The 26,252-nt window shown below is 32.5% G+C and carries 21 protein-coding genes; 13 read left to right on the top strand and 8 right to left on the bottom strand.

The window, feature by feature from the left end; all coding sequences use genetic code 11:
* Window positions 1-42 precede the first annotated feature (42 nt).
* The 5 genes from prfB (at window position 43) to ACFS5J_RS00850 (ending at window position 6,813) form a co-directional block, all read left to right on the top strand.
* A protein-coding gene (gene prfB, locus ACFS5J_RS00870; RefSeq protein ID WP_379810025.1) for a peptide chain release factor 2 occupies window positions 43-1,141 on the top strand; the annotation gives its coding sequence in 2 pieces (ribosomal slippage) (window positions 43-105 and window positions 107-1,141; 1,098 coding nt in all).
* Between the two features lie 85 nt (window positions 1,142-1,226).
* Window positions 1,227-2,870 carry an acyl-CoA carboxylase subunit beta gene (locus ACFS5J_RS00865; RefSeq protein ID WP_379810024.1) on the top strand — a complete coding sequence of 548 codons (1,644 nt, stop codon included), beginning with the start codon at window positions 1,227-1,229 and terminating at the stop codon, window positions 2,868-2,870.
* A 77-nt stretch (window positions 2,871-2,947) separates the two neighbouring features.
* Window positions 2,948-4,615, top strand: a complete 1,668-nt coding sequence (locus ACFS5J_RS00860) for an RluA family pseudouridine synthase (RefSeq protein ID WP_379810023.1) — start codon at window positions 2,948-2,950, stop codon at window positions 4,613-4,615.
* A 62-nt stretch (window positions 4,616-4,677) separates the two neighbouring features.
* Window positions 4,678-6,306, top strand: a complete 1,629-nt coding sequence (locus ACFS5J_RS00855) for a M1 family metallopeptidase (protein WP_379810022.1) — start codon at window positions 4,678-4,680, stop codon at window positions 6,304-6,306.
* 84 nt (window positions 6,307-6,390) lie between these two features.
* Window positions 6,391-6,813 carry a DoxX family protein gene (locus ACFS5J_RS00850; protein WP_379810021.1) on the top strand — a complete coding sequence of 141 codons (423 nt, stop codon included), beginning with the start codon at window positions 6,391-6,393 and terminating at the stop codon, window positions 6,811-6,813.
* Window positions 6,814-6,931: 118 nt separating this feature from the next.
* Here the strand turns inward: ACFS5J_RS00850 and ACFS5J_RS00845 are convergent, their stop codons facing one another.
* Window positions 6,932-7,981, bottom strand: coding sequence for an AMP-binding protein (locus tag ACFS5J_RS00845; protein WP_379810020.1), 1,050 nt, complete (start codon window positions 7,979-7,981; stop codon window positions 6,932-6,934).
* Window positions 7,968-8,906 carry a CPBP family intramembrane glutamic endopeptidase gene (locus tag ACFS5J_RS00840; protein WP_379810019.1) on the bottom strand — a complete coding sequence of 313 codons (939 nt, stop codon included), beginning with the start codon at window positions 8,904-8,906 and terminating at the stop codon, window positions 7,968-7,970. The genes ACFS5J_RS00845 and ACFS5J_RS00840 overlap by 14 nt, the downstream gene beginning before the upstream one ends.
* Before the next feature lie 88 nt (window positions 8,907-8,994).
* On the opposite strand from ACFS5J_RS00840, the gene arsC reads away from it, so the two are divergent.
* Both arsC and ACFS5J_RS00830 read left to right on the top strand, forming a co-directional pair.
* On the top strand, window positions 8,995-9,336 hold the full coding sequence (arsC, locus tag ACFS5J_RS00835; RefSeq protein ID WP_379810018.1) for an arsenate reductase (glutaredoxin): 342 nt from the start codon (window positions 8,995-8,997) through the stop codon (window positions 9,334-9,336).
* 85 nt (window positions 9,337-9,421) lie between these two features.
* Window positions 9,422-11,893: a TonB-dependent receptor domain-containing protein gene (locus ACFS5J_RS00830; RefSeq protein WP_379810017.1), complete on the top strand. Its 2,472-nt coding sequence runs from the start codon at window positions 9,422-9,424 to the stop codon at window positions 11,891-11,893.
* 51 nt (window positions 11,894-11,944) lie between these two features.
* On the opposite strand, the gene ACFS5J_RS00825 is transcribed toward ACFS5J_RS00830, so the two are convergent.
* A complete protein-coding gene (locus ACFS5J_RS00825) occupies window positions 11,945-12,115 on the bottom strand; it encodes a hypothetical protein (protein ID WP_379810016.1) in 171 nt (56 codons plus the stop codon).
* A gap of 130 nt (window positions 12,116-12,245) precedes the next feature.
* Between ACFS5J_RS00825 and fumC the strand changes: the two genes are divergently transcribed.
* Window positions 12,246-13,631, top strand: coding sequence for a class II fumarate hydratase (gene fumC / locus ACFS5J_RS00820; RefSeq protein WP_379810015.1), 1,386 nt, complete (start codon window positions 12,246-12,248; stop codon window positions 13,629-13,631).
* Here fumC and corA read toward each other — a convergent pair whose 3' ends face one another.
* Window positions 13,632-14,702 carry a magnesium/cobalt transporter CorA gene (corA, locus tag ACFS5J_RS00815; RefSeq protein ID WP_379810014.1) on the bottom strand — a complete coding sequence of 357 codons (1,071 nt, stop codon included), beginning with the start codon at window positions 14,700-14,702 and terminating at the stop codon, window positions 13,632-13,634.
* A gap of 71 nt (window positions 14,703-14,773) precedes the next feature.
* On the opposite strand from corA, the gene hutI reads away from it, so the two are divergent.
* Window positions 14,774-16,009 (top strand): imidazolonepropionase, encoded by a 1,236-nt coding sequence (gene hutI / locus ACFS5J_RS00810; protein WP_379810013.1) that lies wholly within the window; start codon window positions 14,774-14,776, stop codon window positions 16,007-16,009.
* Window positions 16,010-16,078: 69 nt separating this feature from the next.
* On the opposite strand, the gene ACFS5J_RS00805 is transcribed toward hutI, so the two are convergent.
* Window positions 16,079-16,981: a hypothetical protein gene (locus tag ACFS5J_RS00805; RefSeq protein ID WP_379810012.1), complete on the bottom strand. Its 903-nt coding sequence runs from the start codon at window positions 16,979-16,981 to the stop codon at window positions 16,079-16,081.
* 118 nt (window positions 16,982-17,099) lie between these two features.
* Between ACFS5J_RS00805 and ACFS5J_RS00800 the strand changes: the two genes are divergently transcribed.
* Entirely contained in the window at window positions 17,100-18,131 is a 1,032-nt protein-coding gene (locus tag ACFS5J_RS00800; protein ID WP_379810011.1) for a formimidoylglutamase, read from the top strand.
* Between the two features lie 35 nt (window positions 18,132-18,166).
* Window positions 18,167-19,423, top strand: a complete 1,257-nt coding sequence (locus ACFS5J_RS00795) for a DEAD/DEAH box helicase (RefSeq protein WP_379810009.1) — start codon at window positions 18,167-18,169, stop codon at window positions 19,421-19,423.
* On the opposite strand, the gene ACFS5J_RS00790 is transcribed toward ACFS5J_RS00795, so the two are convergent.
* From ACFS5J_RS00790 to ACFS5J_RS00780, 3 genes are all read right to left on the bottom strand, one after another.
* A complete protein-coding gene (locus tag ACFS5J_RS00790) occupies window positions 19,420-21,552 on the bottom strand; it encodes a tetratricopeptide repeat-containing hybrid sensor histidine kinase/response regulator (protein ID WP_379810008.1) in 2,133 nt (710 codons plus the stop codon). The genes ACFS5J_RS00795 and ACFS5J_RS00790 overlap by 4 nt on opposite strands.
* A 126-nt stretch (window positions 21,553-21,678) precedes the next feature.
* Window positions 21,679-23,370, bottom strand: coding sequence for an energy-dependent translational throttle protein EttA (gene ettA, locus ACFS5J_RS00785; RefSeq protein ID WP_379810007.1), 1,692 nt, complete (start codon window positions 23,368-23,370; stop codon window positions 21,679-21,681).
* Between the two features lie 24 nt (window positions 23,371-23,394).
* Complete coding sequence (locus ACFS5J_RS00780; protein ID WP_379810005.1) at window positions 23,395-23,577, bottom strand: CAL67264 family membrane protein; 183 nt, start codon at window positions 23,575-23,577, stop codon at window positions 23,395-23,397.
* Window positions 23,578-23,926: 349 nt separating this feature from the next.
* Here ACFS5J_RS00780 and ACFS5J_RS00775 point away from each other — a divergent pair, with 349 nt between their 5' ends.
* The gene (locus ACFS5J_RS00775) at window positions 23,927-24,151 is read left to right on the top strand and encodes a hypothetical protein (protein WP_379810004.1); all 225 of its coding nucleotides are present in this window, start codon (window positions 23,927-23,929) and stop codon (window positions 24,149-24,151) included.
* Window positions 24,152-24,168: 17 nt separating this feature from the next.
* Window positions 24,169-26,252, top strand: a 2,084-nt coding sequence (locus ACFS5J_RS00770) for an immunoglobulin domain-containing protein (RefSeq protein WP_449267429.1), incomplete at its 3' end; no start/stop codon positions are given.

Raw genomic sequence — 26,252 nt, 5'->3', positions numbered from 1 at the left:
GAAAGTAATAGCTTATTTTTGTGACGTAAAACTACAATATTTATGATAAATACAGAACACGTCAGAGATATTATTGATCGCCTTGGTGCGTTAAGGAGGTATCTTTGACATCGATAGAAAACTTATCGAAATAACGAACGAAGAAGAGAAAACCTTTGCACCCGACTTTTGGAATAACGCAAAAGAAGCGGAATTAATTGTGCGAAATATTCGTTCCAAGAAAAAATGGGTTGACGATTATAACAAAGGTATCGAGTTAGCCGAAGAACTTCAAATCATGCTTGACTTTTTTAAAGAGGGTGAAGTTACTGAAGCAGAGATCGATGAATTCTATGCTAAAACCATTGCACAAATTGAAGATATAGAATTTCGTAATATGCTTTCAGATGAAGGAGATAGTATGAGTGCGGTTCTTCAAATTACGGCAGGTGCAGGTGGAACAGAAAGTTGTGATTGGGCTTCCATGTTAATGCGTATGTACTTAATGTGGGGTGAAAAACAAGGCTATAAAATTAAAGAATTGAACTTTCAAGAAGGAGATGTTGCTGGTATTAAAACCGTAACTCTCGAATTTGAGGGTGATTTTGCTTTTGGCTACCTTAAAGGGGAAAATGGGGTACATCGTTTGGTACGTATTTCACCATTTGATAGTAATGCCAAGCGTCATACTTCGTTTGCATCAGTGTATGTATATCCACTAGTTGATGACACCATAGAAATTGAAATCAATCCTGCTGACATTGAAATTACTACGGCTCGTTCAAGTGGTGCTGGAGGACAAAATGTAAATAAGGTAGAAACCAAAGTACAATTGGTTCACAAACCTACAGGGATTCAAATTCAATGTTCAGAAACGCGTTCGCAACATGATAACCGTACACGAGCTTTACAGATGTTGAAATCGCAGTTGTACGAAATTGAATTGAAAAAGCAAATGGCGCAACGTGCCGATATTGAAGCAGGTAAAATGAAAATTGAATGGGGATCGCAAATTCGAAATTATGTTATGCAACCTTACAAATTGGTTAAAGATGTTCGTACAGGCGCTGAAACTAGTGATGTAGATGCTGTAATGAATGGCGAAATTGACAAATTCTTAAAAGCCTATTTGATGATGATGGGACAAAAAGAAGAAGAATAAAAAACGAAGCATTTAGCTTCGTTTTTTATTTGCTTATATCTATAACGATTTTGTATTTTAGCGAACCAAACAATGAAACTCAATAATGGACTTAAATTTCAATAAAAACGAAGATCACAATAAACTTTTACTTTCCGAATTAAAAACACGTTTAGCACAGGTAAAATTAGGAGGCGGACAAAAACGAATCGATAAGTTACATGCTGAAGGAAAAATGACCGCAAGAGAGCGTATTGATTACCTACTTGATGATAAAGCAAACAGTATTGAAATTGGAGCATTTGTTGGAGATGGTATGTATGCAGAACACGGTGGATGTCCTTCTGGAGGTGTTGTTGTAAAAATTGGATACATTCAAGGAAAGCAATGTATCGTTGTTGCAAATGATGCTACAGTAAAAGCAGGTGCTTGGTTCCCTATTACTGGTAAAAAGAACTTACGTGCTCAAGAAATTGCAATTGAAAATAAATTACCAATAATCTATCTTGTCGACTCTGCAGGAGTTTACTTGCCAATGCAAGACGAAATTTTCCCAGATAAAGAACATTTCGGACGTATTTTCCGAAACAATGCTATCATGAGCAGCATGGGTATCACCCAAATTGCCGCTGTTATGGGAAGTTGTGTTGCGGGTGGTGCTTATTTACCAATTATGAGTGATGAAGCTTTAATTGTTGATAAAACAGGAAGTATTTTCCTTGCCGGAAGTTATTTGGTAAAAGCTGCAATTGGCGAATCTATAGATAATGAAACTTTAGGAGGTGCAACTACACATTGTGAAATTTCAGGTGTTACCGATTTTAAAGCTAAAGACGATGCTGCTGCTTTAGACCGTATTAAAAGTGTTGTGGGTAAAATTGGTGATTTTGAGAAAGCAGGTTACAACAGAGTAAAACCTCAAAAACCGGCTTTAGATCCAAAAGACATTTATGGAATACTTCCAAAAGCTCGTAACGAACAATATGATATGATGGAAATTATCAGTCGATTGGTTGATAATTCTGAATTTGATGAGTATAAAGCTGGTTACGGACAAACTATTATTACGGGTTATGCACGTATTGATGGATGGGCTGTTGGTATTGTTGCTAATCAACGTAAGATAGTTAAAACTACTGCTGCCAAAACAAAACCAAGTGAAATGCAATTTGGTGGGGTAATCTATTCTGATTCTGCAGATAAAGCAACGCGTTTTATTGCAAATTGTAATCAAAAGAAAATTCCATTGGTGTTTTTACAAGACGTAACAGGGTTTATGGTTGGTAGTAAATCAGAACATGGCGGTATCATTAAAGATGGTGCCAAAATGGTAAATGCTGTTTCCAATTCAGTTGTTCCTAAATTCACTGTTGTCGTAGGTAACTCATACGGTGCTGGTAATTATGCAATGTGCGGAAAAGCTTATGATCCTCGTTTAATCTTTGCATGGCCAAGTGCTGAATTAGCGGTAATGGGAGGTGCTCAAGCAGCAAAAGTATTAATGCAAATTGAAGCAGCTTCGCTAAAGAAACAAGGAAAAATTGTAGATGAAAAAGTAGAACAACAACTATTTGATAAAATAAAGGCGAAATACGACGCACAAGTATCTCCTTACTATGCTGCATCTCGCCTTTGGACTGATGCAATTATTGATCCATTAGATACCAGAACTTGGATTTCTATGGGTATTGAAGCAGCAAACCACGCTCCTATTGAAAAACCATTTAATTTAGGGGTAATTCAAGTTTAATTTTTCCTTTTACAATACATTTTAAAAATCCATTGAATTCCAATGGATTTTTTCTTTTTTGAAAGTATCTTTGCGGCATGATTACCAATAAATTCCAACTATTCCAAGACGATATTTCAGGTATAGCTTTACCCGAAAATTTCACCTTTCCGTTTTATTATGAACCTCATCAATTGAGTATTCTTGCAGCAAAACAACTACAAGCATACCTTGAAAATGAGGCTGATTTTGAACACAATTTTGGATTAGTTGCCAATCAAGAAGGTTTGGTAATTGGAAAAATGTTTGGCGTTTTGGTATGCCAAAACGAAAATGGAGAATTGGGATATCTTTGGGCATATTCAGGGAAACTTGCCGAAAGCAACCATCACGATTATTTTGTACCTCCTGTTTTTGATATGTTGCAACATGACGGCTTTTTTAAAAAAGAAGAAGAAGTTTTAAATGCAATTAATCGTGAAATAGAACAACTTAAAAAAGATTCTAATTATATTGCTGCTAAAAGCAAGTTAGCTACTACTGAAACAGAAGCCCAAGTAGATATTCAGAGACAAAAAGAGCGCATTAAAACTTTAAAAGTTGCTCGTGATACCAAACGTAACACTCTCGCTCCTACTCTCTCTCAAGCTGATTTAAGCCAGTTAGAAACAGAACTTTCCGAAGAAAGCAAAAAAGAGAGTATTCTACTTAAAAAGATGATTAAGTATTGGAACTATCAAATTGAAAATGCAAAAAAAGAACTACTCACTTTTACTTCAAAAATTGCAGAATTAAAAGCATTACGTAAACAAAAATCAAACGCTTTACAAAAACAACTCTTTGATAGTTATTCCTTTTTAAACCAATTTAAAGAGTTAAAAAGTGTTGGTGAAATTTTTGATATTAACCCACCTGCTGGTGCAGGAGAATGTGCGGCTCCAAAATTATTACACTATGCCTTTCAGCACCATTTAAAACCGATTGCTTTGGCTGAATTTTGGTGGGGACAATCACCGAATTCTGAAATTCGAAAACACAAACAGTTTTATCCGGCTTGTAAAAGTAAATGTGAACCTATTTTAGCGCACATGTTAGAAGGAATTCAAATGGATGAAAATCCTTTATTAGAAAATCCTGCTGAAGGAAAAAACATTTCCATTGTTTATGAAGATGAGTATTTGGCTGTCATTAACAAACCCGCAGAATTCTTGTCAGTACCTGGAAAAAATGTAAAAGATTCAGTTTACCAACGCGTAAAAGATTTGTATCCAGAAGCTACCGGTCCATTAGTAGTACATCGTCTTGATATGTCCACATCGGGTATAATGTTAATCGCTAAATCTGATGCTATTTATGTGGCGCTACAATCACAATTTATCAAGCGAACTATAGAAAAACGCTATGTAGCCGTTTTAGATGGTATTCTAAACAATAATGAGGGTGAAATTGATTTGCCTTTACGGGTAGATTTGGACAACCGACCTAATCAATTGGTTTGTTACGAACATGGTAAACCTGCACAAACACAATACGAAGTTGTTTCTTTCGAAGATGATAAAACACGCGTACACTTCTACCCTATTACTGGTCGTACGCATCAGTTGCGCGTGCATGCTTCGCATTCTTTAGGATTGAATAGTCCTATTAAGGGTGATGACCTATATGGAACCAAAGCGGACAGACTTCTTCTACATGCGGAAGAGATTCGCTTTACCCATCCTATAACCAAAGAACGTATGACAATAATAGCTGAAGCTGAATTTTAAATATACTTTTGGTAACAAAAATTCATTTGGACTACTTATATTTATAGTTCAAATGCATTAGAATGAAAAAAACACTTTTACTAATCGTACTTGCACTTAGTTTGCAACAATTATCTGCTCAAAATTTTACAAGAAGAGACTCATTACAAGGTGGACTTCGATTTGAAAGAACCTGTTTTGATGTGCAACGCTATGATTTAAATATAAAAATAAACCCTGACGAAAGAAGTATTGTAGGATACAATGATATTACTTTTAAAGTAATCAATCCAACGCAAAAAATTCAATTAGATTTGTTTGATAATATGCAAATCGACTCAATTGTTTGGGACAACCAAAAATTATCTTATAAACGTGATTTTGATGCTGTTTTTATCAAATTTCCAACAACATTATCTGTCAATAATTTAGAAAAAGTTAGATTTTACTATTCTGGAAATCCTAAAGTAGCTAAAAATGCCCCTTGGGATGGCGGTTTTGTATTCAGTAAAGATTCTAATAAAAAACCTCATATAGGGGTTGCTGTACAAGGTACAGGTGCTAGTTTATGGTATCCTGTGAAAGATTCTCAAACTGATGAACCAGATAACGGTGCTTCCATAAAAGTTGCAGTCCCTAATGGATTAATGAATGTTTCCAACGGAAGGTTTAAAGGTTCTGAAGATTTAGGCAATGGTTATACACTTTGGAATTGGGAAGTTAAAAACCCTATCAATAACTACGACATAACCATTAATATTGCTGATTACGTTCACATCCATGATGCTATTGAAAACTTAGACTTAGACTATTATGTATTACGTGAAAACGAAGAAAAGGCAAAAGCACATTTTAAAGCTGACGTTAAACCCATGATGGCTTGTTTTCAAGAAAAATTTGGCCGTTATCCATTTTGGGAAGATGGTTATAAACTTGTTGAAACGCCTTATTTAGGAATGGAACACCAAAGTGCTGTTGCATATGGAAACAAGTACCGTAAAGGATATTTAGGTAGTGATTTATCTGGAACTGGGGCAGGTATGTTCTTTGATTATATCACGATCCATGAAACAGGACACGAATGGTTTGGAAACAGCATAACAAGTAAAGATATTGCCGATATGTGGATTCATGAGAGCTTTACTACTTATAGCGAAACAGTTTTTATTGAATGCCAAAAAGGATACGATCAAGCGATGAAGTATATTAACGGTCAAGCTAGAAGTGTACGTAATGATCGTCCTGTAATAGGACATTATGGTGTAAACAACGAAGGTAGCGGTGATATGTATTTTAAAGGTGCATTAATGCTCAATACTTTACGCCATGTCATAAACGATGATACAAAATGGTGGGCAATGATTTTAAAATATTCAGAAACTTACAAAAAACAAATTATTGATACTCAAACCGTGATAATTTTTTTCAACAAAGAATCTGGAATGAATTTAACGCCAATTTTCAATCAATATTTAAGAACAACTACTATTCCAGAATTTGTTTATAAAACTGATGGTGATGATTTCTATTATTCTTGGAATAATGTAAACAAGAATTTCAATATGCCGATAGATATTGAATATCGAAAGAAAAAAATTCGTTTATACCCTACAACAAGTGTTCAAAAGATAAAATTGAAGAAACTTAAAAAATCGGGGAGTTATCAAATTTACGATAACAAATTTTACATCCACTTAAAAGAAGACGAATAAGTCTTCTTTTTTTATTTAAAATTAAGTTAAATAAAATGATATCTCATTTATTTTTAATACCTTAGAGGTATAAAATCAGTTCCAATGATGAAAACAAAAGAACTAAATAAATGGGCTAATGCGCATACAAGTTATCCTATTGATTTATTAAGAATTGGATTTGGTATTTTTTTATTTCTTAAAGGAGTTTCTTTTATTACAGAAAAAAAATACCTACACGATCTTTTAAGTGCGATGGGTGGTTTCGGTAGTGAGATGTTATTAATCCACTATGTTGCAATGGCTCATATGGTAGGAGGTGTAATGATTGTATTTGGCTTCCTTACAAGATGGTCGATTTGGGCTCAGTTACCAATTGTTTTATGTGCTTTCTTAATTAACTTCATAGGAGATTTTAATACTCATAATTTTATTCAAGCATCAATAGCATTGGTTTTATGTGTATTCTTCTTATTCTTCGGAAGTGGAAAGCATTCTGTAGATTATAATTTAAAACTTGAAAAGTAATATTAAAGGGGTTGTATAAAAATAGTTGAACATCTGATTTTTTTGTCTTAAAAGAGAAATACTATATAATTACAATGAATATTTTTTAAGATTAGTTCAATTAAAGTTAAAAATATTTTTACACGACCCCTATTTTTAAAAGAGTTGCTTTTCGGTTTATTTTGTTTGTAGCAGTTTCCTCAAACTTTTCTGTAAAAAAAATAGCTTTTGGAATTTCAAATCGTTCTAATTTTTCAAAAACAGAATCGTGAACTTTAAATTCAGAATTAGATTCTATTACTAAAATTACTTTTTGGCCAAGCCTTTCGTCTTTCATTCCGCTTATAAAGTAGCGGTTTTCTATTTTACTTTGTAATTTATTCTCTATCTGCTCTGGAAACAGTTTAACTCCTCCACTGTTTATTACGTTGTCAAAGCGTCCTAGCCATTTAAAAGCGTTGTCTGAAATAATTTCAACAATATCATTTGTAACTATGGCTTCTTTTGAAATTTTAGGCGCATCAATTATCAAACAATTCCTAACATCTGTTTTAATAGTTACATCTGGTAAAACTTTAAAAAAATCATCTTGTATTCGCTTAACGGCAATATGGGAAACAGTTTCAGTCATACCGTAAGTTTCATATGCTTTTATTCCTAAACTTTGCAATTGTAAACTTAATTTTGAATCCAGTTTTGCCCCTCCAATGATTATTGTTTTAACTCGGTATAAATCTTCCATGCTTGACGCTACTTGCATAGGAACCATAGCAACAAAATCATAATAATTACTATTTGCAGCTAATGGTGTAGCACTTGGAGCTATTACATCTAATTCAAGACCTAGAACCAAAGCTCTAACCAACATCATTTTTCCCGCAATATATTGTGCCGACATACACAACAAACTTTTATCTCCAGGTTTTAAATTAAAAAAAATACCCGTAGCTAATGCTGAAGCTTCCATAGCCTTTTTTTCAACATATATTAACTTTGGCGTACCAGTAGTTCCAGAGGTTTGAACGGAAACAAAACTTCTATCATCCAACCAGTCCATTAAAAACTGTCCAAGATGTTTTTCATAATCTAATCCATTTTCAATAAAAAATATTGCTTTCTTTATTAAATCCTCTTTAGAATAACCAAGATTATTCAGTTTGAACTGTTCATGAATATTAATAGACATCATCTAATGATTTTTCATTACTTTCGTTTTCAATAGGTAATAAACCATTGCATAGTCTCCCTTTCCAATTGTTCCATTTGTATTTTTTAGCAAAAACGAACAACAATAAAGGGTACATAACAAAAACAGGAACTAAAATATCAAATCCTGCAGTTGGATCCGATATATCTTTAAAAATAGAATGGGTTTGAAAAGCAGTCCAATCTGCTGTTACTAGCAAAGCACCAACTAAATTATTTGCTGCATGAAACCCTAAGGCTAATTCCAATCCATCATCCATTAAAGTTAAAATACCCAAAAAGAAACCTGTTCCTATATAATAAATCATAATGATATAGCCAATTTTATCAACTTCTGGGTTTGCGATGTGCATTATTCCAAAAAGTATTGAAGTAACGATTAAAGGAATAACACGTGAATGCGTAGCTAAACCAAGACCTTGCATCATATGTGCTCTAAAGAGGTACTCTTCAAAACTAGTCTGCATTGGTATAAGTATTATGGCCAATACACAAAAAATAATGAATTTTAATGGTTTAAAATTCCAAACAAAATTCTCAGGACTGGTATAATAAGCAATTAAAGTTAATAAAACGGTAATGCCTCCCCACAATATAAATGAAAACAAAATTCTTTTCCAATCAATTGTAGGACGGGAGGTTGTTAAACTAGTTATAGATTGCCTTTGGATATATTTTGCCCAAAATAACACCACAAGACATCCAAATGCCAAAGGACCAATTAACATTAAAAAGGTTCCATTAACACCTAGCATTTTTATACTTTGTTGAATTACTTCATTTGTATCAATGTCCATAGAAGCAAAATAATTCCACAACATCATTACAATGAATAAAGCCGGTATTGGAATATAGGATCCTAAATTGAATTTTTTATAAGAATTACGCAATAATTGTTCAATATACATGTCTTTATAAGTATTTTAAGAGCTATTAAATATTTAAAATCTTTCGTCTAAAATACTATTTTTATTACTTTGCAAAAAATAAAAAAACATGATAACAATATACCACAATCCAAGATGTTCAAAATCAAGAGATGGCGTTTGTGAATTAGAAATTTTAAATCAAAATTTTGAAGTAAGAAAATATCTTGATGAGCCTTTTAGTAAAACAGAATTAATTGACGTCATTCAAAAACTAAATATCGAACCTATTGAATTAGTTCGTACAAAAGAAAAAATTTGGATTGAAAACTATAAAGGAAAAGACTTAAGTGCAGAACAAATTATAGACGCAATGCTTGATAATCCAAAACTAATTGAAAGACCAATAGTTGTGAATGGAAATAAAGCAGTTATAGCTCGTCCAAAGGAAAAGATTAACGAAATCCTTTAGGATTTTAACAAAGATTTGTGATTTAAGGGTTAAACCAAAGGTTATTTTTGCCGTCTTACAAAAGACTAAAAAAAAATACAACCTAATGAATTATCTTACAAAATTAACAACTACCCTTTTACTGGTTTTATCTTTTGCTACTTTTGCTCAATACAAGCCTAACTCAAAAAAAATATCCATTACGGGTACTATTCTTGAAAAAGGAACTGATTTACCTTTAGAATACGCAACAGTTGTATTCCAAGATGTAAACGAACCAGAACAATTAACAGGAGGGGTAACTGATTTTGATGGTAATTTTAATTTTGAAGTAAAAGCAGGAATCTATAATGTACGCTTTGAATTTATTTCATTCAAAACTCTAGAATTAAAGAATCAAACTTTTTCTGCTGATAAAAATTTTGGAAAAGTTTATCTTGAAGCAGATATCGCACAACTTGAAGGAATAGAATTAATCGCGGAAAAATCTACTGTCGAAATAAAACTTGACAAACGTGTTTACAACGTTGGTAAAGACATGATGGTTAAAGGAGGTACTATAAGTGATGTACTTGATAACGTACCTTCTGTAACTGTTGACCCTGAAGGAACAGTAGCCTTAAGAGGTAATGAGAATGTAAAAATTCTTATTGACGGGAAACCATCAGGTTTGGCAGGAATCAACATTGCAGATGCCTTAAAATTATTACCTGCAGACTCAGTAGAAAAAGTAGAAGTTATAACCAATCCGTCAGCACGTTATGATGCTGAAGGTGGAGGTGGAATTATTAATATTGTACTTCGAAAAGGAAAGGGCTTAGGCTTAAATGGTTCTTTTATTGTTTCTGCTGGAGATCCAGAATCTTATGGAGTTAGCTCTAGTGTAAATTACAGAAGTGAGAAATTTAATCTTTTCTCAAACGTTGGGTATAATTACAGAACTTCATTAGGAAACTCTACAAATGATACTCGTTATTTAAATGACAATAATGAAACTACAGGATATATTGATGAAAGAAGAAACAACGAACGTCTGAATGATGGTTATAATGCTAATTTTGGTGCTGAACTATATTTAACCAAAACATTATCTTGGACAAACGCCTTAACATTCAGGAACAGCATCACAGAAAATCCAGACAATGTGTTTTTCTATAACTACGATGCATCAAGAAATTATCTTTTTACTAGAAACCGTTTTAACGATCAAAGAGGAGATGATTTCTCAATTGAATATTCAACTAATTTTACTAAAAACTTCAAAAAAGAAGATCATAAACTAACAGTAGACATGGCTTTTTCTGACAATAGAGAAAATGATTATGCTACAATTAACGATCAAAAACTAGAAGACATAACATCATTGTTTTCAGAGAGAACTACGAATAACGAAACCCAAAATAGAAGTTTATTTCAAGTTGATTACGTTTTACCTTTAGGCAAAAATGGTCGTTTTGAAGCTGGGTATAGAGGAAGTTTTCAAAAAAACCTAACAAACTTTGTTATTGATTCTTTGAATAATGGATTTTGGATAAGAAATGATTACTATTCGAATTTATTAGAATACAACGAAAATGTAAATGCATTCTATATGCAATATGGAAACAAAATCAACAAATTCTCATATTTCTTAGGATTACGTTTTGAAGATAGTGACATTGATGTTAACTCGATTACCTCAAACGATTACAATACCAAAAAATATAACAACTTCTTCCCTACTGCGACATTTAACTATGAGTTTTCAGAAAGCAGCAGTTTAAGTTTAAGTTATAGTAAAAGAATCAATCGTCCTCGCGGTTTTTTCTTAAATCCATTTTCAACCTATTCAAGTAACATTAACATATTTAGAGGAAATCCAGACTTGAATCCTTCGTATACCAATGCTATTGACTTGGGATATTTGAAAAAATGGAACAAGTTAACATTTAATACTTCCGCTTATATTAATTTAACAGATGATTCTTTTCAATTTATCAGACGTGAATCGGGTAACTTTGTAGAGGGAATACCAGTAATTGAATCAACTCCAATTAATTTAGCAAAAGAATACAGAGCGGGATTTGAATTTAATATTAACTACAGCCCATTTAAATGGTGGAGATTGAATTCTAACTTCAATTTATTCAGAAATGAAACACAGGGGGATTATTCATACGTTAATTTTGAAGGTGAAACAAAGTTTCAAAATTTTGATAATGTAGCTACAACTTGGTTTACCCGTTTGTCATCAAAAATTACTTTACCATATAACATTGATTGGCAAACAAACGCAACCTATAATGCTCCACAATCAACTGCACAAGGCAAACGTTTATCTATAACTTCTATAAACTTAGCATTTAGTAAAGACGTATTAAAAGATAAAGGAACTATTGCATTTAATGTAAGTGACCTATTAAACTCTCGTAAACGTAGAAATGAAACGTACATCCTAGGAGTTTCAGATTCGTACTCAGAATTTCAATGGAGACAGCGCCAATTAACGCTTTCATTTACGTATCGTTTCAATAAAAAGAAAAATGATAGAGAACAAAGAAATAATTATGAAGGTGGAGATGGTGATTTTATGGGATAAGATAAAAAAAGGGCTGCAATTGCAGCCCTTTTTTATTTGAAAAAGAAAAAATTATTTCCCTTTTGCTTCTTTGTTTTTATTTCTTTTCTCTTTGATTAATTCAGAAATAGCACCACCTAACCAATACGGTACAAATGAAGCTAAGAAAATCATTAACCAAAAACCAATCGTTAAAATGGTTAAGAAAAGTAAAAAACCTAAATACTGTTGAAATTCAAACATGTTTTCCGGAATTTAATGAATTCACGTCAAAGATAATTGTATTATTTATTTTTAGCAATATTATAACACAATAAATTTAACAATCCATTCTATTTGCAGTAAATTAGAGTCTAATCTAATTGCTTTTAAAATGGACTATAGAATTGAAAAAGACACACTAGGTGAAGTTAAAGTTCCAATAGATAAATTATGGGGAGCTCAAACGGAAAGATCACGAAGTAATTTCAAAATTGGTCATGAAGCCTCCATGCCCTTTGACGTTATTGAAGCTTTTGCCATTTTAAAAAAAGCAGCCGCACATGCAAATTGTGATTTGGGTGTATTGTCCTCCGATAAAAGAGATTTAATTGAAACTGTTTGCAATGAAATTTTAGATAAAAAATTGAATTCTCAGTTCCCTTTGGTTATTTGGCAAACCGGATCGGGTACACAATCCAACATGAATGTAAACGAAGTAATTGCAAATAGAGCACAAATCTTATCTGAGAGAAAAATAGGTCAAGATGAATCGATTCTTAAAGCAAATGATGATGTCAACAAATCGCAATCATCAAATGATACTTTCCCAACTGCAATGCATATTGCTGCTTACACAGTACTCGTTAAAAATACCATTCCTGCACTTGAGCAATTACTCGAAAACTTTAACAAGAAAGCCGCCAAGTTTAATCCCATTATAAAAATTGGACGCACCCATTTAATGGATGCCACTCCCCTAACGCTTGGCCAAGAATTTTCAGGTTATGCAACTTTAATTGAAAAAGGGTTGCATACTCTTAATACATCTTTAGTTAATCTTTCTGAAATTGCACTTGGTGGAACGGCTGTTGGAACAGGCCTAAATGCACCAAAAGATTATGATGTCAAAGTAGCTCAATACATTTCGAAATTCACGGGCTTACCTTTCAAAACAGCTGAAAATAAATTTGAAGCTTTATCAGCACATAATGCCTTAGTTGAAAGTCATGCAGCTTTAAAACAATTAGCCATTTCCTTAAATAAAATAGCAAACGATATTAGAATGATGGCCTCAGGTCCACGTTCTGGAATTGGAGAATTATTATTACCCGAAAATGAACCGGGATCTTCTATTATGCCGGGAAAAGTAAATCCTACGCAATGTGAAGCATTAACTATGGTCTGTGCACAAGTAATGGGAAATGATGTTGCTATAACAATTGGCGCTACACAAGGACATTATGAATTAAATGTTTTTAAACCATTAATCATTGCAAATTTCCTTGAATCAGCGCGACTATTAGGAGATGCTTGTAACTCATTTAACGAACATTGTGTAAAAGGCATTCAACCAAATGAAAAAAGGATAAAAGAATTAGTGCACAATTCGTTGATGCTCGTAACGGCACTCAATACAAAAATTGGTTATTATAAAGCTGCAGAAATTGCACAAACCGCTCATAAAAATGGAACAACCTTAAAAGAAGAAGCCATTCGTTTAGGCTATGTTAAGTCAGAAGATTTTGATTTATGGGTAAACCCAGAAGATATGATATAATCAAAACCACTTTTTCTTTTTAAAATAATAAATCATAAGAACAACTATAAGTAGCATTACACCTAGAATGGTATAATAACCGTATTGATATTCCAATTCTGGCATGTGTTTAAAATTCATACCATATATACCCGCAATAAAGGTTAATGGTAAAAAAACTGATGATATTACAGTTAAAGTCTTCATTACTTCATTCATTTTATGATTTTGTGCTGTATAGAAAAAGTTACTGGCACTATCTAGTGAAGTCATATCATATTCTATTTGATCTAAAAGTTCAATTGTCTTTTGATGCAAGCGACTAAAAAACACAAAATTGGATTGTTCAATACTATTAAATTCATCGTCTTCTTTAATAGTCTTAATAGTAAAAAGCGCATCTTTTAATGGTGTCAAGGAACGTTTTAAAAAATGAAAAACTTCCTTTAATTTTTCAATCTCTACAACAATTATAGGATCAGCAGATGTCTTAGAAATTAATAACAATTTTTCAATTTCAATTTCTTTGTTTTCGATGGTGATATAAAAATTTTCAATTACAGCATCTAAGTGTAAATACAGCAAATAATCTACTTTTCTTTTTCTAACAATTCCTGTATTGGTACGCAAACGCTCTCTAATGTGCGTGAAAAAATCTCCTCGCTTTTCTTGAAACGAAATAATTAATCCGTCTTGGATTAAAAAACTTATTTGTTCAATACTGATATCGTTAGAACCAATTGTAGGTAAAATTGATTTGATACTAAAAAAAAGGGAATCATCAAGTTCATCTAGTCGTGTTCCTCTAGTTATATTTAAAATATCTGAGACAATTAAACTATTTAATTGTAAATGTTCCGATAAAGATTTTATCCATTCAATATTGGTCAAACCGTGTAAATTGAGCCAATTATTTTTTGAAACATCTCTGTTTTTAACAAACTCCTCTACATTGATATTCTGACATTCAACAACGTCATCTTCATCGTAAACAAAAAGTTGCATTTCTGTTGGTTTCTCAGTAAAAACACCATTATATTCTAATGGTGCCGATTGCACCTTTCTCCCCTTTTTGTAATTAATCTTTCTCAAAACATCTAATTTTTATTATAAAGATAGGAGTTTTTAAAATTCGGGCTTATTTTTACAGAAATTTATTTTCAATGCAAACACTCTATACAAACATAAAAGAATTACTACAAGTCCGTGAAACATTAATTGAAAAAGTATCAGGAATTGATATGGCTATATTGCCAAAAATTGACAATGCTTTTTTATTAATTAACAATGGAATAATTGAGGAATATGGTTCAATGGAATCTTGTCCAAAACTAAATTGTGAAACAATTGATTTAACGGGAAAAGTTGTTTTACCAACTTGGGTTGATAGTCATACCCATATTGTGTATGCTGGTAACCGTGTACAAGAGTTTGTAGACCGTATCAATGGTTTGTCCTATGAAGAAATTGCCAATAGAGGTGGTGGGATTTTAAATTCTGCAAAAAAATTAAACGAGACCGCTGAAGATGAAATTTACGAGCAGTCAAAACAACGTTTAGAGGAAGTAATCAAACAAGGAACTGGTGCTGTTGAAATAAAATCAGGTTACGGTTTAACCGTTGAAGGCGAATTAAAAATGCTTCGCGTTATCAAACGTTTAAAAGAAAATTACAACATTCCGATTAAAGCTACATTTTTGGGAGCACACGCCTTCCCTACTGAGTTTAAAGAAAATCATGCCGATTATATTGAGGTTATTATTAACGAAATGTTACCGCAAATAGCAAAAGAAAATTTAGCCGATTATATTGATGCTTTTTTAGAAACAGGATACTTTTCAGTTGAGGAAACTATAAAAATTATGGAGGCTGGTAAAAAGTATGGTTTAACACCAAAAATTCACGTAAACCAATTTACAGCAATTGAAGGTATTAAAGCTTGTGTACAAAATGGGGCAATTTCTGTTGATCACTTAGAAATAGTTACCGATGAAGATATCGAAGTTTTGAAAAATTCAGATACAATGCCCGTAGCTTTACCAAGTTGTTCCTATTTCATTAGTATTCCTTATACGCCTGCCCGTAAAATGATATCTGCTGGACTTCCACTAGCTTTAGCAACAGATTATAATCCAGGTACTACACCTTCCGGAAATATGAACTTTGTAGTTGCAACTGCATGTATCAAAATGAAAATGACCCCAGAGGAAGCTATTAATGCAGCAACTGTAAACGGTGCATATGCAATGGGAGTATCAAATGAAGTAGGAAGTATTACAAGAGGAAAAAAGGCCAACTTCATTATCACAAAACCCATTGTTTCGTATTACCAACTACCTTATGAATTTGGATCAAATTTAATTGACAAAGTTGTCATTAACGGTTCTGAGTTTAAATAAATAAAAAAAGGCGATTCTTAAGAATCGCCTTTTTTTATTTTAATTAAGTAATAGCCTTTGGGGAAACTATTATCTTAAGTTAAAGCTTGTTTGTGAAACATTCTCACCTTTTTCGTTAAATACATTAACAAAATAAGTACCAGCTTCAAAATTTTCACCTGGAACTTCTTCATTCACTTGAACTGTTTTATTTTCGTATTTAACAGTTGTGATAAAACTATATGTTAATGTCATTGCTTCTCCATTTATCATTCCCATATCAACAGTCTGCTTATCACCTAGAATATTGTTTTTACTATCGATGATTTGAACATAATACATTCTATCACCTGATTTTGCAATTTGATTTTCAGCAATAACGAAACTAATTTTTAATTTATCAGCTCTACTTGCTTTATCCGTTTCTATTTGTCTTCCAGAACTTCTTTCTTTAACTGCTAAAACATTTAAATTTAATACTGCTAATTTAGAACCTTTAGCAACTGTTCTTGTCAAATTATCATTTTGAACTAATAATGTATCCGTAAACATTCTTGATTCATTTAATGCAACATTAGTGCTATCTAAACTAGAAGTTAAAGCAATATTTTGCTCTTTTAATAATTTATTTTCAGCAACTAAATTATCCATTTCGCGTTTTAACTTGAAATATTGATTTTTATAACGAGCCATTGCAGCAGCATCTCCTTTAGATTTTTTTAATTCTTCTAAAAGTTTCTCCATTTCTGCTTTTTGAGCATCAATATCACTTTTTAAAGCTGTGTTTTCTCCAGACATAACTTCCAATTCAGCAATTCTAGCTTCTAAATCACTTTCTAAGTTTTGTCTCTCTGTGGTTAACTCAGTAACTTCTTTTTTATTATCAGCAGTTATCTTCAAAATATAACCAATACTTCCTAATAATAAAAGCGCTAATACAACTACCGTTGCTTTTAATCCTGAACTGTTCTGTTTGTTTTCTGTGTTTTCCATTAATTTAAGTAGGTTTAAAAATTTATAACTATAACAAATCTACAATTTTAAAACAATTGTGCAATTATAAACGAAACTAATTTTAAAATAGTATTTTTGGAAAGCGAATTTTTTTACAATGGATAATATTAATTTTTTAACTATCAATGAGTTGGCCAAAATAACCAACCATAGAAGTGGTGAAATAAAGTTTGGAGAGAAGGTTTTAACGGTTCCAAATGAGGAAAATAGCCTCGATTTTTTAAAAAAATGTGATGCAAAATTTGTGCTTTTGGGCATTCCTGAAGATATTGGCGTAAGAGCTAATATGGGACGAAAAGGAACTGCATCTGCCTATCAAAGTGCTATTAAAAGTTTGGTCAATATTCAACATAATAAATTCTGCAAAGGCAATAACTTACTTATATTAGGTGAACTTGACGTTGCTGAAGAGATGAAAGCCGCAGAACATCTTGATCCTTCTCAAAAAGAACATCGTAAAGAACTTTACAAACTTGTTGAAAAAATTGACAAAGAAGTTTCTCATATTATCCATCAAATTGTAAGCGCAGGTAAAATTCCAATAATTATAGGTGGCGGACACAACAATGCGTATGGTAACATTAAAGGCTTAGCCTTAGCAAAAGGTAAACCAGTTAATGCCGTTAATTTTGACGCTCATACCGATTTTAGAATTCTTGAAGGCAGACATTCAGGAAACGGATTTAGCTATGCATTTGAAGACGGCTTCTTAAAAAAATATTTTATTTTTGGGTTACACGAAAGCTATACTTCTAAAGCCGTATTGCAGAACATGAAAGATTTAAGCAGTCGTGTTTCTTTTAATACCTATGAAGAAATTGAAGTACGTGCTGAAAAGACTTTCAATCAAGAATTGGAAACAACATTACAATTTATAAAAAATGATAGTTTTGGTATTGAACTTGATCTAGATGCAATTCCAGGTATTTATTCAAGTGCTATGACCTTTACTGGCTTTAGCGTTCAACAAGCGCGTCAATTCATTCATTATTTCGGAAAGCATAAAAATGCTAGTTACTTACACATTTGTGAGGGAGCTCCCGATTTAGACCACACTAATAATAGCCATTTAACCGGTAAGCTTATTGCGTATTTAATAACTGATTTTATGAAAAGTAAAATAGCGTAACTTTGCATAGAAAATAACCTTCTGAAACTTTAATCATGACATTCAAAGAACTCCATTTAATTAGTAATATCCAAGAAGCTTTAAAAGAAGAAGGTTATGAAAACCCTACTCCTATTCAAGAACAAGCCATCCCAGAGGTATTAGCCGGACAAGATTTAGTTGCTTGTGCACAAACAGGGACAGGAAAAACTGCAGCATTTGCGATTCCTATTATTAATTTGATTCACAAAATTGTTGGCTCTAAATCTAAAGTAAAACGCATTCGTACTTTGGTAGTGACACCTACTAGAGAATTAGCCATACAAATTGCTGAAAGTTTTGATACTTACGGAAAGTATACCAATATTAAAACCCTTGTGATTTTTGGAGGTGTTAATCAAGTACCACAAGTAGATCAATTAAAAAAAGGAATTGATGTTTTAGTGGCTACACCAGGTCGCTTACTTGATTTATACAAACAAGGTTTTATCGACTTGAACCATATGCATCATTTGGTTTTAGATGAAGCCGATCAAATGCTTGATATGGGTTTTATTAATGATGTAAAAAAAATTATCAAATTAACGCCTGAAAATCGTCAAACATTACTTTTTTCTGCAACCATGCCAGTTGCAATCAGAGAATTAGCCGATACTTTTTTAACGCGTCCAAAATACGTTTCGGTAGCGCCTATTTCTAGCACTGCGGAATTGGTTAGCCAAAAAGTATACATGGTAGACAAATCCGATAAAAGAAAGCTTTTATACCATTTGATTCGCAACGACGGTTTGAAAAACCTACTTGTATTTACTCGAACGAAACATGGAGCGGATAATGTGGTAAAAGCCCTAAAAAAACAAGGTGTTGAAGCAGCTGCCATTCACGGTGACAAATCACAATCGGCAAGACAAAGAGTACTTGAAGGTTTTAAAAACCAAGAAGTTTCTGTTTTAGTTGCAACCGATATTGCTGCCCGTGGTATTGATATTGAAAACTTACCTTATGTAATTAATTTTGATTTGCCGAATATTCCTGAAACTTATGTTCACCGAATCGGTCGTACTGGTAGAGCTGGAAATGCAGGATTAGCAATTTCGTTCTGCGGAAAAGATGAAAAAACGTATTGGCAAGATATTGAAAAACTAATACGAATGAAAATCAAAGTTGTAGCTGATCATCCTTTCCCTTGGAAAGATGAAGTGGTAAATCCAGATGCAAAACCTGATTTGAGAAATAAAAAGAAAACCGATCAAAAGAATAGTAATTCTAGAAAATCGGATAATTCAAAAAAAAATAAGAAACGTTGGTATTAACTCGTTTTTAATAAACTTCGAATTACCTCAAATAATTTTGAAGAATCAAAAGGCTTTACAATGATTTCATTAATTTGAGCTTGTTTAGCCTTTTCTTCTATTTCTTGGCGATCAAACGCTGTTACTGCTATAATTGGTAAAGTATATCCTTTTTCACGGATAATTTTCGAAGTATCAAATCCATTAATTAATGGCATATTGATATCCATTAAAATAGCGTCAAATTTATTTTTTTGTAATAAATCAATAGCAGCGTAACCATTATCAACAATCTCGCATGAAAAATTATGGTTTTCTAAAAGCCTTTTAGTTACAGCTTGATTAATTTTATTATCCTCGACAACTAAAATTTTATACGGAACAGAAAGCGATAAATCGACTTCAATGTTTTTTAAAAACTGATCCTTAGAATTATCTCCCGATTGAAATGGTAACGTGATGGTAATAGTTGTCCCTACATGCTCTTCACTTTCCAATAGTATTTGACCTCCAAAAATATCCACTAATTTTTTTACAATTGTAAGTCCTAATCCTGTTCCTTGATAATCATCCTCTTTACGTTCAAGCTGTACAAACTTTTCAAATACCGTATCCAAACTGTTTTTTGGAATTCCAATTCCTGTATCGGCAACAACAAATTTCAATTTGTGCATATCTCCTTCGTTTGAAACATTTGAAACAGAAATGGATACTTTTCCATTATTGGTAAACTTCAACGAATTACTCAATAAGTTAATAATAATCTGTGATAATCGAATATTATCACCAATTAAATACTCCGGAACATCTGGTGCTACTTCAACAACTATTTTATTATTATTCTTTCTACAAATGGTTTCCAATGAGTCGCGAATGGTTTCTAATTTATCTTTTAAATGAAACAAATTACTTTCCAAAACTACCTTTTGTTCTTCAATTTTATAAACAATCAGAATATCATTAACCAATGAAAGTAAATAATTAGCTGAAAATTTTAACGCCTTTAAATGCGGACTATTTTCCAATTCAGCATGTTCTTCCTCTATAATATCTGTTGTACCTATAACACCATATAGAGGAGTACGCAACTCATGACTAATGGTGGAAATAAATTGCGATTTTACACTTAAAGCCTTCTCCGCTTTTTCCTTTGCAAACACTAAAGCGTTATTTGTGTTTACAAGCTCCATGTTGGTACTTCTCCTCTCCAAATTATTTTTATAAAGTGTAAATGCAAACAAAGTCAAAATAGTAAACATCGCAACTAGAAGAATTAAAACAATCTTGTTGTTTTTAATTTGTTGTTCTTGGATTAAACGTTCCGATTCAATTCTTTCAATTTTTCTTTTGGATTCCTGTTCTTCAATATCATTACCTACCAATTTTACTGCATTAATACGCTCTTCATTATAAATTTTATCTTTTATAGAGTCCTGTCTTCTCAAAAACAAATACGCTTTCTCATAATTTTTTCTATCAAAATAAAATTTAGAAACACTACCGTATACATTCTCAACATTTGTCAACAAATAATCGATATCGTTTTGTTGGCAAAAGGATACAGCTTTCAAATAATAACTTTCAGCCTTTTTAAAGTCTTTAAAATGTTCATAATAAAGTGCATTTAAAATAGAAAAGGTAATTTTTGATTCCAAATATTCACCATTTTCAACTACTTCCTTTACTTCATTCAAATATTGCCTTCCCTTTTCATAGAAACCAGTGTTAAAATAAGGTTCTATCATGTTAAGCTTACTGTACATGATTTCGCCTTCATCCTCAAACTTTTCCGAATGATAAAGACCCTTTTCATAGTACTCAATACCTTTAGCAACATCTACTGCGCTATAGGCATAAGCATTTCCAAGGTTATTATAAATCCAAGCTTTTATAGTGTCATTTGAAGTTCTCTCCGCATATTCAATCCCCTTTTCGTAATATTCAATTGCCTTTTGCACATCTGAATATTCATTAAAATTTAAACCAATTAAATTATAAGCTTTGGCTGCATATTCATTATCATCATTTTGAATACTGAGTTGAAGTGCAGAATTGGCGTATTCAAGAGACTTGTCGTTTTTGAGTTCTAAAAAGTAATTCCCCGATTGTTTTAATAACTCTTTTACCTCAATCTTGTAATCTTGGGCCATACCCAAATTACAAAGAACGAGACAGAGCAATAAAAAAAACAATGGCTTTTGTTTCATAAAGTCTTAGTAATGAATAAATATAAAAAAATCCTGATTAAAAATCAGGATTTTTCACAATAAAAGTAATTATCGTATTAATTTTTTATATTTAATTCGTGTCGGTGTAACTTCTTTACCTAAACGTTTTTTCTTGTTTTCTTCATACTCTGAGAAACTTCCCTCGAAGCAATACACTTGAGAATCACCTTCAAAGGCAAGAATGTGAGTACAAACACGATCCAAGAACCATCTGTCGTGTGAAATAATCACAGCACAACCTGCAAAGTTTTCTAAACCTTCTTCAAGTGCACGTAGAGTATTAATATCCAAGTCATTCGTTGGCTCATCTAGAAGCAACACGTTTCCTTCTTCTTTTAAGGTCATTGCTAAGTGTAAACGGTTTCGTTCTCCACCCGATAATGTCGCTACTTTTTTATTCTGATCGCTACCTCCAAAGTTAAAACGAGAAAGATAGGCGCGCGAGTTAACTTGGCGACCTCCCATCATCATTAATTCTTGACCATCACAGAAATTTTCATAAATTGATTTTTCAGAATCGATATCGGCATGAGATTGATCAACATAAGCAATTTTAACCGTATCACCTATTGAAAAAGTACCTCCGTCTGGTTGCTCTTCTCCCATTATCATTCTGAAAATAGTTGATTTACCAGCACCATTGGGACCAATAATCCCAACAATACCTGCTTGTGGCAAAGTAAAATTCAAATCATCATATAATAACTTATCACCAAATGCCTTTGATACGTTTTTAGCTTCAATTACATTGGTCCCCAAACGAGGTCCATTTGGAATATAAATTTCTAATTTTTCTTCTAATTGCTTTTGATCTTCATTTAATAAACGATCATAGTTTTGTAAACGTGCTTTTTGTTTCGTTTGACGACCTTTAGCTCCTTGACGAACCCAATCTAACTCACGTTCTAAAGTTTTTCTACGTTTTGAAGCAACTTTTTCTTCTTGCTCCATACGTTTCGATTTTTGATCCAGCCACGAAGAATAATTTCCTTTCCATGGAATACCTTCTCCTCTATCCAATTCTAAAATCCATCCTGCAACATTATCCAAGAAATAACGGTCGTGCGTTACTGCAATTACAGTTCCTGCATATTGCTGTAAGTGTTGCTCTAACCAAAGTACAGATTCTGCATCCAAGTGGTTGGTAGGCTCATCTAATAATAACACATCTGGTTGCTGTAATAAAAGACGACAAAGTGCTACACGTCTTTTCTCTCCTCCAGAAAGCACCTTGATAGGTGTATCTGCCTCAGGAGTACGAAGTGCATCCATCGCAACTTCTAATTTATTGTCAATTTCCCAAGCTCCTGCAGCATCAATTTTATCTTGTAATTCTGCTTGGCGATCCATCAACTTTTGCATTTTATCTGCATCTTCATACACTTCAGGCAAACCAAAACTGTCATTTATTTTATTAAATTCATCCAGCAAAGCATAAATTTCAGCAGCACCTTCACGTACAATTTCAATTACCGTTTTATTTTCATCAAGTTGTGGTTCTTGTTCTAAATATCCAACTGTATAGCCTGGTGCAAAAACTACATCTCCTTGATAGTTTTTATCCAATCCAGCTATAATCTTTAATAAAGATGATTTACCAGACCCATTTAAACCTAGAATACCAATTTTAGCTCCATAAAAGAAACTCAAATAGATATCTTTTAATACTTGTTTATTTGTACTTGAGTAAATTTTATTTACTCGTGACATAGAAAAAATTACTTTCTTATCGTCTGACATTCTATTGTATTTAAATTTTAAACTTTATACTCTTCCTTTTAAGGCATTGAAAACCCATGCAATTGCAAAAAAACCAATTCCTACAGCACCAAATCCCCAACCTGCCACATTTTGATACTGAAAAACTGCTAATCCTATTAACAAAAGTCCCATCAAAATCATTATAAACGTAGCCCAAGCTAAGACTGTATTTTTATTCATTCCCATTTTTCAATTTTTAAGGATAGCAAATATACGCATTATATCACTATTTTTTTTATAATTTAATACCATAACTTTTATTGATGTTTTATAATAAACAAAACTTAAAATGTTTAATATAATTTAACTATTTAACAAAATTTAATGTTTTTTTAACAAAAAAAACAGTCATGAGTAGTTGCTGTTAAATATTTATTATTAATTTTATTCCTACGAAAAAACGCTATTACCACATTAATGTTTGATTAAAAGTTGTAAAATCTTTAAATAAAGTAAGCCCAAATCTTTATTTAGAAACTTAACCATAATTTCTCGTACAAATGATTATTATTCAAACAATTAAACATTTTAGCGTATGGAAGTTAAAGTACACTATTACGTTGTTGCAAAATGGGGACTTTTATTCTTGTCCTTATTAACAGCAAACTTAAGTTACGTAAATGCACAAAACGTAACATTTGAAAAAAATTCTTTTCAAAAAAATGAAACAGATGATTTTGTTAAATTATCTGAAGATGCCCTTTTATCTAATTTTTTTAGAAGCCTTCACAGAAATCTAAATTCAGAAAACACTATTTAATTAAAAATTAAAAAATCATGAAAACGATTTCTAATTACTTTTTTTCAAAAGTAACAGGCCTTCAATTGTCTTTACTTTTAGTATTTAGCCTTCAATATATAAGCTCAAATGCACAATGTCCTACAAGTTATGAAAGAATATATGCCACTAGTGATAACTGGACATCACTAGGCGGTTTTCTTTCTAATGGTACAAATGCTTTTGACCAGAACCCTTCGACTGCAGCAGAAATTACTACAGTTGTAGGAGTAGCTGGTTTGGGTGGAGGATATTACGATTTGTTCTTTGATCAAACTTTCCCTGCAGGTACACCTGTTAGCATTAAAATGGGGAAACAATATAGTGGATTAAGTACTGTATCTGGATTCTTAACATATGGTTTAGATACCAACGGAAATCCAATTGGTGCAGGAAATTCTGTTGATCCAGGTATAATTAGCTTATTAGCGGCTGATTCTTCATTTGAATTTACATTTATTCCTAATAATGCTTCAGGTAATCAATCCTATTCTGGTGTACGTATCTACTTTGGTTCACTACTTTCAGTTGCAGATACCTATAAAGTATTTGAAGCGTATGTTAAACAAACAAGTCTTACTGTAGCTTGTAATTCATTTCAATTTGATTCTTATGATGATGATGGAAATGGAATTGACGATTTAACAGATGGCATACAACCTACCGATCCATATGTAAGAAAAGATGTTTTGGATATGAACTATGGTGTTGAAGTACTTTTAGGTCTAAACGCCTTGAGTGCAACGGCTTCTGCAGTGCATCCATGGCTTGCTGTTGATAATGATGATGAAACTTTTGCTATACTTAACAGAGGTGCTGCAGTTTTAAACAGTGCTCAAATTACAGTAGAATTGAAATCAGAAAATCAAATTGGCGATCAACTTGAAATTCTTTTATCTAGACCAGACAACAACATATTACAACTGGGATTAATAAACGGTTTACAGATTAGTTTATACGAAGATGACATTTTGGTAATGGGACCTATTACAAACATTGATCCTGTGTTAAACTTGGTTCTTTTAGGTCCAAATTCAAACGGAGACGAAGTCGCATCTTTAACGTTAACACCTAGTATGACATTCAACAAAGTCGTAATAAGTTATGGAGGTGTCGCAAATGTTTTAGATGCTATAAATGTACACGAAGTAAATTTAAAACCAATAATTGAAACAGTAGAAATTCCTAATACTTCAGGCGAAATTGATTTGTGTTCTACGAGTCAATTATCATTTGAAATTCAAGACACTTGTACTACTTATCAAGTTTTTGATAGTGCTATGAATCCACTAATAACTACTAACAATTATGATTTTGATTTACCAGTTGGTCTAACAGAAGGAAATTACACCTTTTATGTTCAAGCCATTCGTCAAGGATGCGAAATAGGATCACTTCAAGAATTCGTGGTCCATATTAAAGCAAATGCACTGGATACTGATATTGCAGACCTACTTGTTAATGGAAATATTCCTATAGGGAACTTATGTTTAATTGATAATCCACAAGTAATTTTAACTGCAGCTTTAAGTACGATAAGCACAATTACAAATCCTGTTTTTTATTGGTATGATGAGAATGGAACTTTAATATCTGGAGGGGATACAGGTTTTTTAGATTTAGGAAGCCTTCCTGTAGGAACTTATACTTATGGGGTTGCTGTTGAAGGAGATGGTATTTGTCAAAATTTAACACCAAAAGAAATTACTTTTACTATTGTAGATGAAATCATTCCAACTACAACCAATACTACACAAGAGTTCTGTGCAAGTCAAAACCCTACTGTGGCTGACTTACAAACAAATGAAACTCCGGTAATTTGGTATGATGCACCAACTGGTGGTACTGCTTACGCTCCAACTACAGCCTTAACAAATGGCATTTACTATGCAGCATATCAAGGTGCTACTTGTGAATCAAGTATTCGTTTAGCGGTTACTGCAAATATTACAGACGAAGCAACGCCAACTACAACCAATACTACACAAGAGTTCTGCGCAAGTCAAAACCCTACTGTGGCTGACTTACAAACAAATGAAACACCAGTAATTTGGTATGATGCACCAACTGGTGGTACCGCTTA

This window comes from Flavobacterium chuncheonense (assembly GCF_042686145.1).
In the GTDB taxonomy this organism is placed as follows: Bacteria; Bacteroidota; Bacteroidia; order Flavobacteriales; family Flavobacteriaceae; genus Flavobacterium; species Flavobacterium chuncheonense.
Note: the sequence above shows the minus strand (reverse complement) of the source record. Positions and strands in the feature narration are given on the sequence as shown.

Bases quoted from the DNA above. Each gene is read 5' to 3' on its own strand.
- arsC (WP_379810018.1), top strand. From the start codon at position 8,995: ATGATAACAATATACCACAATCCAAGATGTTCAAAATCAAGAGATGGC.
- ACFS5J_RS00780 (WP_379810005.1), bottom strand. From the start codon at position 23,577: ATGGGAATGAATAAAAATACAGTCTTAGCTTGGGCTACGTTTATAATG.
- fumC (WP_379810015.1), top strand. From the start codon at position 12,246: ATGGACTATAGAATTGAAAAAGACACACTAGGTGAAGTTAAAGTTCCA.
- ACFS5J_RS00850 (WP_379810021.1), top strand. From the start codon at position 6,391: ATGATGAAAACAAAAGAACTAAATAAATGGGCTAATGCGCATACAAGT.
- ACFS5J_RS00805 (WP_379810012.1), bottom strand. From the start codon at position 16,981: ATGGAAAACACAGAAAACAAACAGAACAGTTCAGGATTAAAAGCAACG.
- ACFS5J_RS00845 (WP_379810020.1), bottom strand. From the start codon at position 7,981: ATGATGTCTATTAATATTCATGAACAGTTCAAACTGAATAATCTTGGT.
- ACFS5J_RS00795 (WP_379810009.1), top strand. From the start codon at position 18,167: ATGACATTCAAAGAACTCCATTTAATTAGTAATATCCAAGAAGCTTTA.
- ACFS5J_RS00775 (WP_379810004.1), top strand. From the start codon at position 23,927: ATGGAAGTTAAAGTACACTATTACGTTGTTGCAAAATGGGGACTTTTA.
- ettA (WP_379810007.1), bottom strand. From the start codon at position 23,370: ATGTCAGACGATAAGAAAGTAATTTTTTCTATGTCACGAGTAAATAAA.
- hutI (WP_379810013.1), top strand. From the start codon at position 14,774: ATGCAAACACTCTATACAAACATAAAAGAATTACTACAAGTCCGTGAA.
- ACFS5J_RS00855 (WP_379810022.1), top strand. From the start codon at position 4,678: ATGAAAAAAACACTTTTACTAATCGTACTTGCACTTAGTTTGCAACAA.
- ACFS5J_RS00825 (WP_379810016.1), bottom strand. From the start codon at position 12,115: ATGTTTGAATTTCAACAGTATTTAGGTTTTTTACTTTTCTTAACCATT.
- ACFS5J_RS00790 (WP_379810008.1), bottom strand. From the start codon at position 21,552: ATGGCCCAAGATTACAAGATTGAGGTAAAAGAGTTATTAAAACAATCG.
- ACFS5J_RS00865 (WP_379810024.1), top strand. From the start codon at position 1,227: ATGGACTTAAATTTCAATAAAAACGAAGATCACAATAAACTTTTACTT.
- ACFS5J_RS00800 (WP_379810011.1), top strand. From the start codon at position 17,100: ATGGATAATATTAATTTTTTAACTATCAATGAGTTGGCCAAAATAACC.
- ACFS5J_RS00830 (WP_379810017.1), top strand. From the start codon at position 9,422: ATGAATTATCTTACAAAATTAACAACTACCCTTTTACTGGTTTTATCT.
- ACFS5J_RS00860 (WP_379810023.1), top strand. From the start codon at position 2,948: ATGATTACCAATAAATTCCAACTATTCCAAGACGATATTTCAGGTATA.
- ACFS5J_RS00840 (WP_379810019.1), bottom strand. From the start codon at position 8,906: ATGTATATTGAACAATTATTGCGTAATTCTTATAAAAAATTCAATTTA.